The 18,433-nt window shown below is 53.1% G+C and carries 13 protein-coding genes; 5 read left to right on the plus strand and 8 right to left on the minus strand.

From position 1 onward, the window contains the following. Positions 1-83 precede the first annotated feature (83 nt). Together alkB and apbE are read right to left on the minus strand one after the other, a co-directional pair. On the minus strand, positions 84-725 hold the full coding sequence (gene alkB, locus VI01_RS00510) for a DNA oxidative demethylase AlkB (RefSeq protein WP_045813626.1): 642 nt from the start codon (positions 723-725) through the stop codon (positions 84-86). A gap of 15 nt (positions 726-740) precedes the next feature. Continuing rightward, on the minus strand, positions 741-1,778 hold the full coding sequence (gene apbE, locus VI01_RS00515; RefSeq protein WP_197079551.1) for an FAD:protein FMN transferase ApbE: 1,038 nt from the start codon (positions 1,776-1,778) through the stop codon (positions 741-743). Positions 1,779-2,177: 399 nt separating this feature from the next. On the opposite strand from apbE, the gene VI01_RS25525 reads away from it, so the two are divergent. Beyond that, positions 2,178-2,330 (plus strand): hypothetical protein, encoded by a 153-nt coding sequence (locus tag VI01_RS25525; protein ID WP_167540445.1) that lies wholly within the window; start codon positions 2,178-2,180, stop codon positions 2,328-2,330. Positions 2,331-2,332: 2 nt separating this feature from the next. Here the strand turns inward: VI01_RS25525 and VI01_RS00520 are convergent, their stop codons facing one another. Beyond that, positions 2,333-2,788, minus strand: coding sequence for a nuclear transport factor 2 family protein (locus VI01_RS00520; RefSeq protein WP_045813628.1), 456 nt, complete (start codon positions 2,786-2,788; stop codon positions 2,333-2,335). Positions 2,789-2,883: 95 nt separating this feature from the next. On the opposite strand from VI01_RS00520, the gene VI01_RS00525 reads away from it, so the two are divergent. Continuing rightward, positions 2,884-3,438, plus strand: coding sequence for a TetR/AcrR family transcriptional regulator (locus VI01_RS00525; RefSeq protein WP_045813629.1), 555 nt, complete (start codon positions 2,884-2,886; stop codon positions 3,436-3,438). Between the two features lie 56 nt (positions 3,439-3,494). Here VI01_RS00525 and ompC read toward each other — a convergent pair whose 3' ends face one another. The 4 genes from ompC to VI01_RS00545 all read right to left on the minus strand — a co-directional run bounded on the left by ompC (position 3,495) and on the right by VI01_RS00545 (position 10,361). After that, positions 3,495-4,595, minus strand: a complete 1,101-nt coding sequence (ompC, locus tag VI01_RS00530; protein WP_038645790.1) for a porin OmpC — start codon at positions 4,593-4,595, stop codon at positions 3,495-3,497. Between the two features lie 599 nt (positions 4,596-5,194). Next, a complete protein-coding gene (locus VI01_RS00535; protein ID WP_045813630.1) occupies positions 5,195-6,364 on the minus strand; it encodes an HlyD family efflux transporter periplasmic adaptor subunit in 1,170 nt (389 codons plus the stop codon). After that, the gene (locus VI01_RS00540) at positions 6,361-8,493 is read right to left on the minus strand and encodes a type I secretion system permease/ATPase (RefSeq protein WP_045813631.1); all 2,133 of its coding nucleotides are present in this window, start codon (positions 8,491-8,493) and stop codon (positions 6,361-6,363) included. Before VI01_RS00540 ends, VI01_RS00535 begins: the two co-directional genes overlap by 4 nt. A gap of 62 nt (positions 8,494-8,555) precedes the next feature. Then, complete coding sequence (locus VI01_RS00545; protein WP_045813632.1) at positions 8,556-10,361, minus strand: Ig-like domain-containing protein; 1,806 nt, start codon at positions 10,359-10,361, stop codon at positions 8,556-8,558. A gap of 563 nt (positions 10,362-10,924) precedes the next feature. Between VI01_RS00545 and VI01_RS00550 the strand changes: the two genes are divergently transcribed. Genes VI01_RS00550 through rcsB form a run of 3 tightly spaced genes read left to right on the plus strand, consistent with a single transcriptional unit; the run spans position 10,925 to position 15,412 of the window. Further along, positions 10,925-12,079, plus strand: a complete 1,155-nt coding sequence (locus tag VI01_RS00550) for an MFS transporter (protein WP_045813633.1) — start codon at positions 10,925-10,927, stop codon at positions 12,077-12,079. A gap of 23 nt (positions 12,080-12,102) precedes the next feature. Continuing rightward, positions 12,103-14,760 carry a phosphotransferase RcsD gene (gene rcsD / locus VI01_RS00555; protein ID WP_045813693.1) on the plus strand — a complete coding sequence of 886 codons (2,658 nt, stop codon included), beginning with the start codon at positions 12,103-12,105 and terminating at the stop codon, positions 14,758-14,760. Position 14,761: 1 nt separating this feature from the next. Continuing rightward, on the plus strand, positions 14,762-15,412 hold the full coding sequence (gene rcsB, locus VI01_RS00560; protein WP_034825012.1) for a response regulator transcription factor RcsB: 651 nt from the start codon (positions 14,762-14,764) through the stop codon (positions 15,410-15,412). A 41-nt stretch (positions 15,413-15,453) separates the two neighbouring features. Here rcsB and rcsC read toward each other — a convergent pair whose 3' ends face one another. Continuing rightward, entirely contained in the window at positions 15,454-18,306 is a 2,853-nt protein-coding gene (rcsC, locus tag VI01_RS00565; protein WP_045813634.1) for a two-component system sensor histidine kinase RcsC, read from the minus strand. Positions 18,307-18,433: the final 127 nt, after the last annotated feature.

The raw sequence follows: 18,433 nt of genomic DNA on the forward strand, positions 1-18,433 counted from the left end.
ACAGATTCCGGAGGTCGACCAAGCAGCCTGCAGTTTAATGGTGCTCCGGATGATAGCAAGATTAATTCTCATTCACTGTGCCGTTAGTGGGCGCGGCGGAAAGTGAGGTTAAAGCGAAAGGCGCCCGCTGCCGGGTGAATACCGGGTTTGAGCGGCAGAATGCCGTGATAACGCAGGCGTGAGGGGCCGCCCCACACCACGATATCACCGTGCTCCAGCAGCACCCGTTGCGTGGCATCACTGCGCTCAAAACCACCAAACTGGAACACCGCAGGCAGGCCTAATGACACTGAAACAATCGGCTGACGCAAATCCTTCTCGTCCTTATCCTGATGCAAGGTGAGTTTGGCTCCGGGTTCATAGCGGTTGATTAAGCAGGCATCCGGGTTAAAGCCGGAAAAACCCGCTTCCTGTGCGGTTTGTTGCGCCAGCGTGCGGAACAGCGCAGGCATCGGCGGCCATTTGTGCCCACTGGCGTTATCCTGCTCCGTGTATTGGTAGCCGCGCGAATCCGTTGACCAGCCTAAATCGCCACAGTTGGTCATCGCCACCGACATGCGATGTCCACCTGGTGTGATGCGGTGAGCAAAGGGATTCTGCCCGGCAATATCCTGTATCGCCGCCAGCAATGCATCCGCATCATCGCGTGCCCGGCGCCGTAAAATCACCGCGCCTTCCGCTAACGGTTCCTGCCATGGTGCTTCGTCACTAAACAGATCCAGCATCTGCGCCTCCTGCCGTTATTTGCTTTCCTGATCGATCAGGAAGGATTTGAACTGGGGCGACATCCAATGCGTAAAGCCGTCCCCCTGCTTGCTGATCAGATAAACCGCCAAATGCTCCTTGAGTGCCAACGCTTGTGCCCGCTCGGTGCCCAGCACCATCAGCCCGGTGTCCCAGCCATCGGCTTCCAGCGCCGTGGTAGCAATCACGGTGGCCGACACCAGTTTATGTTCGATGGGCCGTCCGGTCGCGGGATCGATCACATGTGAAATGCGTTTGCCATCCAGTTCATAATAGTTGCGATAGCTGCCTGAGGTGCTGATACCGTGGCCTTGCAGATCAACGCGCGCTTCGACGGCGTTTTCACGATCGGTGGGTTTCTGGATTGCCACACGCCAGGGTTGATTGTTGGCATTCTGCCCACGGGTTAGCACTGCGCCCCCCACCGACACCAGATAGTCGGTAATACCCTGCTGCTCCATCAGTCGTGCCAGATGATCGGTGGCGTATCCCTCCCCCATAGTCGAAAGATCGACATCCAGCGCGGGCAGATCTTTCTGCAACCACTGTCCATCCACACTCTGGATCACATGCAAATGCTGTAAGCCTGTTTGCGCTTTCGCTGCATCAATTTGCGCATGGCTCGGGGTGTGCACTGGCTGTTTCGTGGGTCCGAACCCCCACAAATTGACCAGCGGGCCGACGGTGATGTCCATCGCGCCCCCGGTTTTATTGCCGATGCGCAGGGCTTCAACCACGATATCGGCCATATCCGCGCTCACCGGCTGTGGCTGATTACCTTGATATTGATTGAAGCGCGACAGCACCGAATCCTTTTTCCAGGTAGAGAGCTCATGATCATCGCGATCAAGCTGCTGCTGAATAGCCTGCTGCAAAGCGGCCTGGCGCTGAGGATCCACGCCCGCCAGACTGACGCGCCACTGGGTGCCCATGGTTTTCCCCTCTAATACTAGTGCGCTGCGGGATGCTTGCTGATCGCAACCGGTTAACGCACCGGCCAGCGCACTAATTAGCAGAATATTCTTAATACTCATCACTTCCTCATCTGTAACCCATTAATTCATCCTGTTTCAAAGCATAAATCGCTTGTAAAACAGGCTAAAGCTGCTTGATGTCCATACCATACTGACAGAGGATTAAGCGCTCAAGCCCCTAACCGCACAGGAGCGACTGATGATTTTTATGATTCTCGCTGTATCCGCCGTTCTGTTCATCTTCGGGACTTTCCGCTGCTGGCAGCACTATCGCCATCGACTGATTCAGCATTACCCCTCGCGCAAACGTTAAATTTTTGCACCATGGAATCATGATATGCACCGCTTCAGCGCTGCCGGAGTGTAGCAAATTAGATTGAGGCCGCGTGGCGCTGAGAGCGGTGACCTGGCATGAATTCTGCACCGTTGAGACTGAGTTGAATATCAGCGAGGTGCAAAATGGACAAGACAAAAACACAACAAACCTGGCAACACTGGTTGCGCTTCTCAGCGTTTACGCTGGCAGGCGTCGCGATGGAAGGCGGCATACCGACGCAGAATACGTCGGCGCCACCTGCGCCAAAAGCCAAAAAATGGCGCACAATATCGTAACGTTACAAACCCAGCTCGCTCAGGCCCGGATGGTCATCCGGGCGTCTTCCTGCCGGCCAGTGAAACAGACGCTGTTGCGCTGTTATCGGTAAATCGTTGATACAGGCAAAGCGCTGAATCATCAACCCATCCGCCCCAAAGTGCCAGTTTTCGTTGCCATAGCTGCGAAACCAGTTGCCGCTATCATCCTGCCATTCATAAGCAAATCGAACAGCGAGCTTATCTTCGTGCCACGCCCAAAGTTCTTTGATCAGACGATAATTCAACTCTTTTGCCCACTTGCGCTGTAAAAATGCCACGACCTCAGCGCGCCCACTGACGAATTCACTCCGATTACGCCAGCGCGTATCTTCACTGTAAACCTGAGATACCCGCTGTGGATCGCAGCTGTTCCAGGCATCTTCCGCCATGCGCACTTTCTCTAAAGCCGTCTGATGATTAAACGGGGGAACCAGCATAATTTCTCTCCTGAGCATGTAGACAGATCTGTCTACTTGATTCATCCTGCCGTATGTAGACAATTCTGTCTACACCAAATTTCAGGAATGTATTGATGCTGGAACCTCTGGTTTTTGACGCAAGTGCCGCCGCGCGCGATCGCATCCTGCTCAGCGCACAGCCACTGTTCTACCAACAAGGCATTCGTGCCACAGGCATAGACAAGATCATCGCTGCGGCTGGCGTTACTAAAGTGACCTTCTATCGCCATTTTCCGGCGAAAAACGCGCTCATTCTGGCTTTTTTGCAAACGCGCCATCAGCGCTGGATGAGCGCCTTTCGCAGCGCGTTGGCGCAGCACGAGGATCTGGTCGATGCCTTGCCCGCCGCGCTGCTGAGCTGGTTTAACGATGACGACTATCGCGGCTGTGCATTTATCAATACGGCAGCAGAATTGGGCAATACCTTGCCGGAAGCCAGCCTGCTGATTCGCCAGCATAAACAGGAAATGGCCCAGGCCATCGCTGATAAATTGCCAACCGAAATCCAGGACAAAATCGCACCGATTGTGCTGTTGGTCGAAGGGGCTATTGTGCAGGTACAGATTGGGGAAGAGGCAGAGGAGATCGTGCAGGTATTACGAAGTGCGCTAACGCCATTGCTGCAGTAGCGGCGGCCCGAAGGCCGCCGAAGGGCGCACAGTGGTACGCCCTACCAGGCTGCAACTTAGAACTGGTAGACCAGACCCAGTGCCACAATGTCGTCGGTGTTGATGCCGGCTGCATCGGTGAAGTTGTTGTCGTCCAGCAGGTTGATCTGGTAATCAACATAGGTCGACATGTTTTTGTTGAAGTAGTAAGTCGCGCCCACATCAACATATTTTTTCAGGTTTTGATCGCCGTAGTTCTGCACGTTGCCACGAGAAGAGACGAACGCCAGGGAAGGACGCAGACCGAAGTCGAACTGGTACTGTGCCACCAATTCCCAGTTATCCGCTGTATCTGCGTAACCATAAGAGGTCGCATCGCTTGAACCAAAGCGCGTCGCGTTGTACGAACGGGTGTACATCGCGGCCAGATACACGTTGTTGGCGTCATATTTCAGGCCGCCAGTGTAAGCAGAAGCTTTGTCACCACGACCAAGGATAGCGCCGGTGTTCTGATTATTAGTACGGTCAGACTGGAACATCGCTGCACCAATGCCGAAACCGGAACCGATGTCATAAGTGGTGCTCAGGCCGTAACCATCACCGTTCTCACCCAGCACATCACGGCCGCTAGAGGATTCAGTTGGGTTATCGTTTTTGCCCTGATACTGGACCGCAAAGTTCCAGCCATCCACCAGGCCAAAGAAGTTGGTGTTGCGGTAGGTCGCCATGCCGTTACCGCGCTGGAACAGGTAGTTGTCCGCGCCGTAGGTATCGCCACCGAACTCTGGCAATACGTCAGTCCAGCCAGAAACATCATAGATCACGCCATAGTTACGACCGTAATCGAATGAACCGGCATCACCGAATTTCACACCGGCAAAACCGACACGCGTAAAGCTGTTGGCGGTGCCTTCGTTTTCAGAGGTGTTCAGTGCAGCCTGGTATTCCCACTGGCCATAACCGGTCAGTTGGTCTGTGACCTGAGTTTCACCTTTGAAGCCGAAACGCAGGTAAGACTGATCACCGTCAGAACCTGAGTTGTCGGAGAAATAGTGCAGACCATCGACTTTACCGTAGAGGTCTAATTTGTTGCCATCTTTGTTGTAAATTTCAGCTGCGCTTGCTGAACCTGCAACCAGCAATGCAGGGATCATCAGGGAGAGAACGCGACGTTTCATTTTATTACCCTCTTTAATGTGCCTTTATTTATGCCACTGCAAACTGAACGATTAAAAATTCAGCCGGCAAGCCATTGTTATTTTATACGGGGCAATAATCTATCACGAAAATGATACTAAATTTCCAAAAGTGTTTCATAGTATTTAATAGTTATTTCTAAATGTAAATATCGTGGAACTAATAATCAGCACGGATCAACAAAAAATACAGCACATATTGATAATCGATTATTTATTCATTTAATAACAACATGATAAATAGAGACACCCTGCCGCACTGAATGATAAAACTAAAATCACCTCAGCGTTTACAATTACTCCCGCTATCATCATTTATTTCATTATTCCCTTCATTCACCCCGAATGAGTTGTTTTACCCTAATTCCCGCCGGACATGTTTGTCCGGCATTTTTTTGCCTGCGATTCGCACCTTCCCTTCTTATACCAAGTAAAGTTAGTTTTACGGGTTAAATTAACACCAACTTATTTTCACATTATTTGTTTATTTTCGCACTTTTTGTTCATTGCTTAGCCATAAAAGGGCAATGTTAATTTCCGCCAGTAACAAAGATCGCTGAAATATTATCCGGCCCGTATATTTAACGCTCTCTGAGAGATTCTTTAGCTTTATTCAGCGGCTTAAGAAGATAATCCATCACGGTTTTCTGACCGGTTTTTATCTCAACATCAGCCACCATACCGGGCATGATGGCAAATTTCTGACCTTGAGGGCTAAAGAGTTCTGCTTTTTGCGTTCTGACATACACCCGGTAATAGTATTGTTCGTGTTTCACCTCGTCCTGCAAGGTATCCGGTGACACGTTTTCCACTTCGCCTTTCAAATCACCATAAATAGCCGCATCATAAGCCGTCACCTTGACCACCGCCGGCAAGCCAGGCCGAATGTAGCCGATATCACGCGGACTAATGCGGGTTTCGATCAGCAATTGATCCTCCAGCGGGACGATTTCCATCAACTTGCTACCTGGCTCCAACACACCTCCGACGGTCGTCACGCGAATGTCTTTTACAATGCCATGCACAGGTGAAAGCAACGCGGTGCGCGCTAACTGATCCTGTTTACCCGCTGCGACCTGTTGCTGGGCATCCAGTTCACCGTCATTCTTGACCTGTTCCTCGTGGGCCCGGACATAATAGTCATTGCGCACTTCATCAATTTTGCCCTGCAAATCACTGACCTGACGGCGTAAACGAATAAGGTCCACTTTGCCCGCCGCCCCGCGCAACACCAGCGGTTGCGTGATATTGAGCTCATCCTGCACCAGCTTTAATGACTGCTGCAGATTGCGAAGACTTTCGGTGAGATTCTGCCGTCGTGACTGGTAAAGCTGAGTTTCACGCGCCACTAGCTGAGGATGTTGTAGGATATCCGCACTAAAAGTCAGCGGCTTATCGTTCAGTTCGGCTTGCAGCCGCTGCGCGGAGGCGCGCAACATGCGCACACGAGCAATGGCTTCGCCGAAGCTGGAAGCAAAGCGAGTTGCGTCTAATGTCGCCAGCACCTGCCCACGCTCAACAATACTGCCTTCATGCACATTGAGCTGTTTGATAATGCCCCCGTCGAGGCTGTCGATCACCTGGGCTCGGCTTGAAGGGATCACTTTGCCAGAGCCCACAGTGACCTCATCCAGCACGGCGAAGTGGGCCCACACCAGAAACAACAGCAGCGTGAGTGTACACACCCAGATAATCGCGGAGGTTTTACGCTCACGCTGAGCCAGGGTTTGATTCACCATCGCCCGATTCATGCCGCACCGCCTTTCATGCCCACTGCATGGCGTAATATCTCCTCACGAGCACCATCGGCCACAATACGTCCGTTATCCATCACCACAATCCGCTCCACCATCCGCAGCAGAGCTGGGCGATGGGTGACCAACACCAGCGTGCGGTCCGTCATCCACTGAGACAACTGACGAATCACCTGTGCTTCCAGCGCCTCATCCATCGCCGCTGTGGGTTCGTCCAGCAGTACCACCTGGGGCTGCCGCAAGATTAATCGACTGAGCAGGATCATTTGCCGCTGCCCACCCGATAAGCCGCGCCCACCTTCCTGAATCACCCGATCAAGACTCGCGGCATCTTGTTGCACCATCGCCAGCGCCCCGCTGATGCGCAACGCTTGCAGCATCTCCTGTTCACTCGCATGGGGATTACCGAGTAGCAAATTCTGACGTAGCGTCCCAAAAAACAAACGCGCATCCTGGGACAACCAACCCAGTTGGCGGCGCAGATCGATGGGATCAATCCCCGCCATATCCACACCATCTACCCAGACCCTACCCTGCGTCGCTCGCGCCTGACCGGCCAACATTTTCAGCAGCGTCGATTTTCCCGCCCCCACTTTGCCGAGAATCGCCACCCGCTCACCGGGGTGAATCTCCAACTGCGCAATATTCAGGACGCTCAGGTGACTTTCTTCTTCATAGCGATAGCGCACATCTTGCAACTTGAAGTGGCCTCTCAACACGGGGCTGTGCGCAAGACTTTGGTGCTCCGGGCGGTCGAGTGGTTTTTGCAGCAGTGCATCGAGCCCTTTCATGGCGGATTTAGCATGCTGCCAGCGGGAAAACACCATGGTGAGTTGCATGAGTGGCGCGAGAGTACGTGAAGAGAGCAAACTACTGGCCACCAGCGTACCCGTCGTAATCTGGTTGTTTAAAATCAGGTAGACACCAAAGACCAGCATGCTGGCATAGGTGAGCTGTTGCACGCTGGCCGCCCACCCGGTTAAGCGCGCTCCCCAAAGCCGTTGCTGATTGCTCACGGCGGCACTGACTTCGTGCGTTTGCTCCCACTGACGTTGAAAATAGGGTTCCGCTTGCAGCGCTTTAATATCTTCTACACCTTCCAACGTTTCCACCAATACCGCCTGACGCAACGCCCCCTCACGGAGACCTTCCTGTGCCAGGCGTGCCATCGGAATTTGTATCAGTAAACCGGGGATCACAATCAGCGGGATAGCCAGCAGTGGAATGATCACCAGCCAACCGCCGATTGACGCCATGATGAATAAAAACAGCAGCACAAAAGGCAGATCGGCTGCTGCCCCCACGGTGGTAGAGGTCAGCAGTTCTCGAACCTGGTCGATTTCTCGCAGTTGCGCAATAAATGCGCCAGTGGATCGAGGACGCGCCTCATTACGGATGTTCATGGCGCGTGCGAACAGCATCGAAGAAAGTTTCAAGTCGATACGCTTCCCCATGAGATCCGCCACTTGAGTACGCATTAAGCGAATCAGATACTCGATGCCTACTGCCAGCAACACCCCCGAGAAGAGCACCCACAAAGTGGATTGCGATTGCGCCGGGATAACCCGGTCATAGACCTGCATTGAAAACAGAATCCCGGCCAGTGCCAGCACATTCCCGACCACGGAAGCCAGGCTGATTTCGACGATACGCCGCTGCATGCCTCGAAAATGTTGCCAGAACCAATGCGGCTGATAGGGCTGCATAAACTCATCGATGCGTTGGTCACGCCCGCGGGCCGCCACACCGATGACACCGACTTCCGGTAGGCTCTGCGCCAGTAACTCGCTGAGTTGACCTTCGCGTATGACATTACCGCCTTCACTTAACCAGTAACGCACCTCTCCCGCGTGATTGATCTCTTCCAGCAACGCAATCCCACCGTTATTTAGCATCAATAATATGGGCGTGACGTCGGGTCCCCAGCGCAGTTGCTGCTGTGTCGCAGAGGTACAGTGCAGGCCAAGCAACTCGGCCATGCGCGCTAATTGTTGCAGCGGCGCCAGATGCGCAAACCAGCGCATCTGCTGCTGTAACCTAAGGTGGTCAGCGGTTTTACCCAAATGCGCGGCGGCACGCAGCATGGCAGCGATAAGATTGTCGCTGAGATTCGGTTGTGAGTTCATCCCTGGAATTTCCTTGAAAGGAATAAAGAAAGCGCCCGCTGTTGCCACGGGCGACGTATGCCTTACACCATGGTTTGTGCGGTGTGCTGCTGTTGCAGATGATCGGCGAGGGTGTATCCGCTATCGCTGGCACTGTAGTGGGTGTCCAATGTCCGACTGACCGCCGCATCACTTGGCTGACTACTGTGGCTGGCGCCACTCTCACTAAGATTGACCAGCAAGGCATCCACCTGCTCACTGCTCAGGCTGGCGTTGTTGTCGTGGCTTTCCACCGTCACAGGCTGACTCGCACTGGCCACATTGCCGGCTTTATCCTGCGCGCTGGCTTTCATCTGATAACCGCCATCATCCAGCGTCGCCAACTGGCCCGCCAGAACAGTGAATGACCAACTGCCATCCGCTTTCACCGTGGCGCTGTAGCTTTGGTCACCTAAGCTGACGGTCACTACACTTCCCTGATCAAGATGCGTACTGGTACCCTGAATCAGGTGCCATGTATTCACATCTGCGGCATCAATCACACCGTCATCGAAAGGTTGATTGAGCGTCAGGGTCGGCAACTGATGGGTTGCAACAGTGAAAAGCGTGTCGATGGTTTGCGTATCGTGATTGCCATATTGATCGGCTTGCGCGGCAATAGCAGAGACTGCCCCGTCTGGCAGCGCCTGCAAATCGGCGGCGCTGAGCGTCACCATGCCATCGACAGGCGTGTAGGTTTTGCCGTTAATGGTGAGTTGATTAATATTTTCGGTATAGAAGCTCAGATCGTGCTGCGCTTCGGCAAAATTCAGTGTGGTATCGCCACCGATATCGATCTCGTAATAGATATCGGGCAACTGGGTGACCACATGGAGTTCCAGCAGGGCATCGGTACTGTTATTCGCGGCATCGCTGGCATATACACGCACTTCACCTGGTGCGATGAAACTGGCGACCTCGGCAGCGGGGATAGTGACCTGCCAATGACCATCACTCCCAACCTGTGCCTGATAGACGGCATCGCCGCTGCATACGCTCACTTGCTGTCCCGGAGCCAATACCGATAAGCTGCCGCTCAACGTTAAATCGCTTTGGCTTTCCTCTTTATTGATCACGTTGTCATCGGTGACGCTATCGAAGCTGATCTCTGGCAAGCTACTGGCGTGCGTGATTAAGGTGAGATCGTGCTGCGTGGAGGTGGTTTTGCCATTTGGATCGATTGCGCTGACCTTCAGTGTGTACACGCCATCCTGGAAATCGTGTAAATCATCCGCACTGATAGAGGCACGCCAGTTACCGTTCGCGCTGACATCACCAAGATAGGTTTTGTCACCTAATGTCAGCGTGACATGGCTGCCAGTCGGCATATGGGTAGACGTACCGCGGATCACCAGATCGTAAACCCCTTCGGAGACACTCACCGCGTTATCTTCGCTTACTGGGTTCAGCGTCAACGTGGGTTTGATACTTTTATCGACATAAACACCAAAACCGACCTGGGTATCGGTGCTGTTACCCGCTTTATCGGTGATGGTCAGCGTCAGGCTGTAGTTGCCGTCGGCCAACCCACTTAATACCGATGGCGGCATGGAAGCGTTCCAGTATCCCCATTGATTCACCGTACTGGTCCAGCTCTGATCGTTGAAGGTTAAGGTGACGGTTGCGCCAGGCTCTGATTCTGCTCGACCACGCAAATGGATGTTATTGTTCGCCTCCCAGGCCGCTATGACACCATCCTGTGCGACGGGCTCATAGGGACGCAGTGCTGCGGGTGGCGTGGTATCGACGCTGAGCGTTTGCAAAGCGACTGATTCGTTAGCGACCGGATAAAGCGTCGCGGCTGACTGAAGAATCGCAGTCAGTGGTAAATCATTTTGAGATGAAGACATGGGTAACCTCATTGCAGGAAAACTTTCGCGCCAGTGATTAAACCCACTAATGGTTTAAGCGTACCGGCACGCCTTGTAGGCCACATTAAAGTGGCCCGTTTCGCCTGATGAAAACGGGTTACCCGCAGGTAACAAGGAGTGAATTAAGGCACAGCAAAAAGTCCCCCCTGAGGGAGAAATAAAAACGATCTCGCTTTAATCCGCTTAATTAGCCGGGATGGTGCTTAACATATCGGTTTTATCTGGTCGCTGCCTACTGGCGAAAATCTGGAAACAATAACTTTGCGGGCGCGCCAGAAAATCAGTGTGGAAGCCGCCTGCGAAGCGGCTTGTATCATCAGTATACTGCAACTATCAGAAGAAGAAATTTTAGTTAAGTCACTCCAGAAATGATTGGCCGCTGCCAGGAAAGTTCTGGAAAAGCGCAACGCCAGATAAAATATCGGTAATATGCCTGTTTCTGGTGATCATCACAGGCGAACCGATCGGTTCCCGGCAGCGGTGCGATGCCAGCTTTGATGCTAAACTTCGTCGCTTTAATAGCTAATGAAAAAATAACTTTTATGACAGCACTGGACGCCGCACAGCACAACAACTTACATCAGCGTGTCAATCTGGGGACGCGTATCGTTTTCCTGATTGCCGGACTTTGCATGTCGGCATGGGCGCCATTGGTTCCCTTTGCCAGCCAGCGTCTGGCACTGAGCGGCGCATCCTTAGGTGGGCTGCTGCTGTGTCTCGGTGTGGGGTCACTGGCGGCGATGCCGATCACCGGTGCGTTAATCGCCCGCGTGGGCGGTCGTCGAGTGATGTTATTTTCCACGTTAGTGGTGCTGGCGATCCTGCCACTGCTTACTCTGCTCAATGTGATGTGGTTGATGGCTGCGGCACTGATGATCTTCGGTGCCGGGTTAGGCATGCTGGATGTCGCCATGAATGTGCAGGCCGTTGAAGTGGAGAAAGCTGCACGCAAGCCGATGATGTCGGGTTTCCATGGTTTCTTCAGCCTTGGCGGGATTATTGGTGCCGGTAGCGTCAGTTTGTTGCTGGCCTGTGGTCTCTCTCCCCTGCATGCCGTCGCGGTGGTGATGGTGTTAATCGTGGTGCTGCTGGTGATCAGCCTGCCAACGTTAATGACTGAACGGTTGTATCAGCCCGATCAACCCTGGCTGGTAATCCCACGCGGTTGGGTCGCCTTCCTGGGATTACTGTGCTTCATTCTGTTTTTGGCAGAAGGCGCAGTGCTCGACTGGAGCGCGCTGCTGTTGCTGCAAAACGCCGAGATGGACGTCGCGCACGCGGGGCTAGGTTATGCCATCTTCTCTGTGGCGATGACAATAGGTCGTCTCACCGGTGATAAAGTGATTCAACGTTTTGGCCGTTACCCCGTGATGGTTACCGGTGCGTTAGCGGCGGCGGCGGGCATGACGCTGGCAGTGTTGCTGCCCTGGCCTCAGATTGCATTGCTGGCTTTCTTGCTGGTGGGATTCGGCTTAGCCAATACCGTGCCCATGCTGTTTAATGCGGCAGGGAATCAACACGATATGCCGTCGAATCTAGCGATTTCTGCCATGACAACATTAGGCTATGCAGGTATTCTTTCAGGTCCGGCTTTAATCGGATTTATTTCCCAGTGGCTCAGTTTGAGTGGCGCATTTTTATTGATCGCCCTCCTGCTGCTGGCCGTTGCCGCCAGTGCTCGCCTGGTGGCGCGCTAATCGCAGGACCCTGAGACACTATGCTGCCTTACAAATTTCCGCTGACCTCGGGTAACGTTACCCGTTTCTTCGTGGTGTTCAACCTGGTGCTGTTTCTGGCGCTGGGTGCCATGGTGCACAATAGTGTCAACGCCTGGATCACCGAGAAGCGTTACGCGATGACCGATTTGGCGCGTGCGGTGCAAAAACGTATCGATGCCTCGCGTTTCGCGACCTGGCAGATTTATGAAAATCTCGCCACCAGTGCGGCCGGATCTGCGCCCAATGCCAATCTGCTGGAAACCCGCCTGCGCCCGGATGTTTATTATCTGGAAAAGACGCGCCGTAAAACGGAAGCGCTGATCTTTGGCTCGCACGATAGCAGCACGCTGGATATGACGATGCGCATGTCCAATTACCTCGATACGCTGTGGGGCGCTGAGAATCCCACCTGGTCGATGTATTTCCTGAATGGTCAGGACAACAGCCTGATCATGATCTCGACGCTGCCGTTAAAAGACATGGCGACGCGTTATAAAGAGAGCGCCATCAATACACTGGTCGACAGCCGTCGCGCTGAGATGTTGCAACAGGCAAATGCGCTGGACGAACGTGAAAGCTTTTCACCGCTGCGCCATTTCGCCTGGCAGAACGATCACTACTTTACCCTGCGTACTACCTTCAACCAGCCTGGTCACCTCGCCACGGTGGTCGCTTTTGATCTGCCGATCAACGATTTGATCCCACACAGCATGCCGCTGGAAAACTTCCAGTTAATTCAGGATGCCACGCAGTCTTCCAGCACCAGTGGCGACGATTCCACCAGCGAAACCACTCATGTGTCGCTGGCGAATCCCAATCTCGAAATTGCGGCGTCACTGCCCAGCACGTCGTTACAGCTGGTCTATCGCGTGCCGCTCACCAGCCTCGCTATCGATACCCTGCACAACCTGATGTGGCCGCTGTTGATCAATCTGGTGCTGCTGTTGCTGTCCATTGCCGGTATCACCTTATTGCGCCAACAATCATTGCGCCCGAACGAGAACCAAAGCGCCGAATTGGATTCGCTGCGCATGCTGAATGAAGAGATTGTTGCGAGCCTGCCGGTGGGTTTGCTGGTGTATGACTTCGCCACCAATCGCACGCTGTTAAGCAACAAAATTGCCGAGCATCTGTTGCCCCATCTGAACCTGCAGAAAATCATCAACATGTCCGATCAGCATCAGGGGGTGCTGCAGGCCACCATTAACAACGAAGTGTATGAGATCCGCCACGCCCGTAGCGTGCTGTCACCGCATACTCAACTGTTTATGATGCGCGATCAGGACCGTGAATTGCTGGTGAATAAAAAGCTGCAGAAGGCACAGCAGGTGTTGGATCGTAATCATCAGATGCGTCAGCAGTTGATGCAAAATCTCGGTCACGCCCTCAACCGTCCGCTTGAGAGCATGGTGGCGCAACTGGTGCAACTCAGCCAGCGTGATGACGATGAAAGCGTGCTGGATTTACTGGATGAAAGTCAGGGACTGTCTCGTTTGGTCGATGACATTGTGTTGCTGAACCGCCTGGAAGCACACGACTGGTCGCCGGATGCCAGCGTGTTCAATTTGCAGGAGTTGCTGGACGACATCGCGCTGGAAAGCCTACCGCTGATGCGCCGTAAAGGGTTGGCGCTGGTGGTCAACAACCATCTGGCGAACGACGAGATGCGCTTTGGCGATCGCCGTGCACTGCGCAAAGTCCTGACCACCCTGATGCACTATGCGCTAACCACCACGCAGTGGGGCAAGATTACGCTGGAGATTAAAGCCAGCGAGAACAAACCCAACTCAGTGCTGCTGCAACTGGTGGATACCGGCTCCGGCCTGAGCGTCGATGAGCTGGCGAATGTTGATTTCCCGTATCTGGGCGAAACCACCCAGGATCGTTACGGCCAGGCCTCTGGCATGGCATTTTTCCTCTGCAAGCAGCTGTGCAAGCAGATGGGTGGCCAGCTGGAGATCATCGCTAAGCCCGATATCGGCACGCGCTATAATATTCAGCTGCCCCTCGCGCTGGAACTGCAGGGCGAGCAGGAAGAGAAACTGCTGGAAGGCGTGACCGCGCTGGTTGATATCGCCGTCGAAGATGTGCACAAAATTGTTTGCCGCCAGTTAGAAAACTGGGGAGCGAATTGCCTGACCTCTGACGAACGTTTATCCGGTCAAGATCATGATGTGCTGATCACTGACGATCCCGCCCGCCTCAATGGCTGGGCCCTGCTATTAGCCGGTGACGAAATGGGTCACCACGCATTGAACGATCAGCAATACCGGGTCAATTTCAATCTCAGCAATGCGCTGCTTGACGCGCTGCTGGCACTGATTGAAAAGCAAATGGCTCATGATTTGATGGAGGAAAGTAGTGAAGATGAGGCTGCCACGCCGCTGATGAGCGGAGGCTATTTCCAGCTGTTTACCGAGACAGTACCGCCTGATGTGAAGAGACTGTATACTGAGGCAGCGGAGAAGGATTATCCCTCGCTTGCTCAGACTGCACATCGCCTGAAAGGCGTGTTCGCCATGCTAAATCTGGTTCCAGGTAAACAGCTTTGTGAAGAGTTAGAACATCACATAAAACTATGTGAAGATTTAACCATTATAAATACCACCAGTGAAATTGACGCATACGTCAACCAACTGCTGCAGCAAGGTAACCCATAAGATGAATAACCTGAATGTAATTATTGCCGATGACCATCCGATTGTTCTGTTCGGTATCCGTAAGTCTCTGGAACAGATCGAATGGGTCAACGTTGTAGGTGAGTTTGAAGACTCAACAGCACTGATTAACAGCTTGTCCAAACTGGATGCTAACGTTCTGATTACCGATCTCTCTATGCCAGGCGAGAAATACGGTGATGGCATCACACTGATTAAGTACATCAAACGTCACTATCCGGACCTCTCAATTATCGTTCTGACCATGAACAATAACCCAGCGATCCTGAGCGCCGTATTGGATCTGGATATCGAAGGGATTGTACTGAAGCAAGGTGCACCGACCGATCTGCCAAAAGCACTGGCAGCCCTGCAGAAAGGCAAAAAATATACGCCTGAAAGCGTGGCGAAACTGCTGGAGAAAATCAGTGCTGGCGGTTACGGAGACAAACGTCTGTCGCCGAAAGAGAGTGAAGTTCTGCGCCTGTTTGCAGAAGGTTTCCTGGTAACGGAAATCGCTAAAAAACTGAACCGCAGTATCAAAACCATCAGTAGCCAGAAGAAATCGGCGATGATGAAGCTCGGGGTGGAAAATGATATCGCCCTGCTGAATTACCTCTCTTCCGTGAGCGCGACTCAGGTTGAAAGAGATTAAGAAGTAGAACAGGCGCACTTCGGTGCGCCTGTTCTTTTGTACTACCCTTTCCTGCTTTTTCTTACCCGCTCGGCATAGATTGCCAACGTGGATTTCAACACATCAAGCGTAACAGGCTTAGATAGGCAGTTATCCATCCCGGCATCCATACAGCGTTGCTTCTCTTCTGCCAACGCATTGGCCGTCACCCCAATCACCGGGAAGGCATGACCCAGCTGACGCAGGCGCTGCGTCAGGCGATAACCATCCATATTCGGCATATTGACGTCACTCAGCACAATATCAATGTGATTACGGCTCAGCACGTTCAGCGCATCGACCCCATCCTGTGCGGTTTTGGTTTGATAGCCCAGTGTGCCGAGCTGCTCGGAGAGCAACATACGGTTAATCGGGTGATCATCAACAATCAGTACCATAATGTCATCGTAACGGTTGGCCTCTTGCGGTGCGGCCAACTGCAACGGCGTGCTGGTTTCGCTATCAATATTAATGCGATAGATGCGGCCAAGTAATGAAGGCAGATCGTGCAGCATCGCACTGCTCTGCACCCACTGACCCGGCGCGGTTTCCTGCGGCATGTCGATATGCTGACCACAGATGTGAATCTGCGCGCGCACGGCCTGTGGCACCGTATCCTGATGGTCGCTAATAATCACATCGTCGCTACCGGCATTGCCCTGATAATGCGCGATCGTAATACCCTGTTGCTGCAACAGACGTAGCAGGAAGACCGCGAGATAATCATTGCGCATATCCAGCCAGATGGCTTTTTCCTGCAAACCATCCAGCAGCGGCGGCGCAGGCTGTTGTCCCGCGTAAATGGGGATACGGATGATAAACTGGCTACCCATGCCCGGCTCAGAGTCGACTTCAATATCACCGTCCATCATGTTGATCAGCTTTTCACAGATTGCCAGACCCAGCCCGGTGCCCTGGAAATTGCGCTGTACGCCAGAGCCCACCTGGAAGAAGGGATCGAACAGACGCGTCACTTCTTTCGCAGGAATACCGACGCCGGTATCGCGCACGCGGAAGGCTAGATAACCATCTTTGACATAGGCATGCAGAATAATGCAGCCAGTATGGGTGAACTTGATGGCGTTATTAAGCAGGTTAGAAATGACCTGCTGCAGACGCATTGGATCGCCATCCATCGTCAGCGGCACATCGTTTTCAATCATGACATATAACGTCAGGCGTTTACGCACCACCAGCGACAGATAGTTGCTGGCGATGTGATTGACCACCTCACGTGGCGAGAACGGGCGCGGCTCAATTTTCAGCTGCTCCGACTCAATTTTCGAGAAATCGAGAATATCACTGATAATTTTCAGCAGCAGGCTCGAGGAGTTGTTCATCGCCGTTACCAGCGATTCGACGCCTTTCGGCAACGACTTGGTTTGCAGCAGGTCGAGGTTACCGATAATGCCGTACAGCGGGGTACGCAGCTCATGGCTGACGGTGGCAAGGAACATGGATTTGGACTGGCTGGCCTGCTCTGCCGCATGCGCCATCTCCTGCAACGACTGCTCCATGCGTACACGCGCTGAGACGTCTACCAGCACGCAAATCGCTACGTTTTCATTACGATAGCGTGAATGCACAAAGCTGATTTGCAGGTTGGTATTGGTGCCGGTGAGCACATCGACAAAGTTGACCTGCTGCCCCCCGATAATCTCATTCAGACGCTGGCGATCTTCCTGCGTCAGCAGCGTCAGGTAGTTGTGCGCCAGTTCGTTACTCAGAATATTGGTGCCGTCGCTGGTGCGCAAAATACAGATGCCAACCGGTGCCGAAGCGACAATTTTGCGGTTGAACTGCTCGTGCTCTTCCAGCCGATGTGCGTTGTCTTCCGCCGGCAGGAACATGCGACGTTCGAAAACCCATGCCAGCGTAAACAGGATCAGCGCACTGAGGATGTTCAGCAACAGGGCGTTAATCAGCATGAGCTTGAGCTGATCCACCAGCACATCGGTTGAAAGCGACCACACGACGTTGAGATTGGAGGGCGGCAGCGGCTTTTTCAGCACCAGTTGGTGATAGCTATTGAGATAGCCAAACCAGGTGCTGTCATCCGGCAGATCATCCAACGCATAACCCGGCCCACCGCGTCGCGAACTCAACAGCGGGCGATAATTCTCGTCAGTGATGGTGGCAACCAGCGGCAATCCGCCTGGCTGAATAAACTCATCAAGACGGATATTTTGTTCCACGCCCAGCAACGCCTGCAGCTTGTTAGCCACATAAACCGGCATCACCATATAGAAATTACCGACGCCAGGCTGGCTGCTCGGTGTGATCCAATACATCGGATTACGGCGTTCTTCTTCGTTGCCGCTGCGATAGTGCAGCACACGCTCACGCAGCGCTTTCAGGCTACGTTCACGATCGACCGAATTGTTATTACCAATGGCGAAATCCGCCAGACACTGGTTTTCACCACCAATAAAGAACACCCGGTTGAGTTCGTAGGCGGAGGCAAAGTTGCTTTTCCAGTAATTGATGAAGTAGCCCAGCGAATCGAGCGAGTTGCGCCAGGTATTGCTCATTGAGGTGCAGTCACCATCGGAAAACAGCGGCGTGAACTGCGGCAAGGTACTTTTGCCGGCAGGCAGGCCATTCAGCACATCAAGACCATTGCTGCTGTTGCTCAGACGATTTTCCGTGATGTACTTCAGTTCACGCATCACGTCAGCAGAATGGCGTACATACCATTCGGCCTGGCCATAATTGGTCGCAAACTCCTGACGTACCGCATTTTCTTTCTCGTGTAGCACGTTGATGATGAAAAAAGTGGTCAGCAACGCACCCAGCGTCCAAAGCAGCAGCGCCAGCGCACGGAACAGATAGCGCGAGATGCGAAGCGTGGTGCGAAAGGAGACGAGATATTTCAAAAGAGGCTCACTGGCGGTAAGGGGTTGTCAGGAAGTTGAAAAACCCTCATACACTAGCTTTATCGGCCCGAAAAAGCCAGTTGGCGCACGACTTTGGGAGTAAAACTCAGATAAAAAAACGGCAGGT

The organism is Pantoea sp. SM3 (assembly GCF_000963995.1).
GTDB lineage: Bacteria > Pseudomonadota > Gammaproteobacteria > Enterobacterales > Enterobacteriaceae > Pantoea > Pantoea rwandensis_B.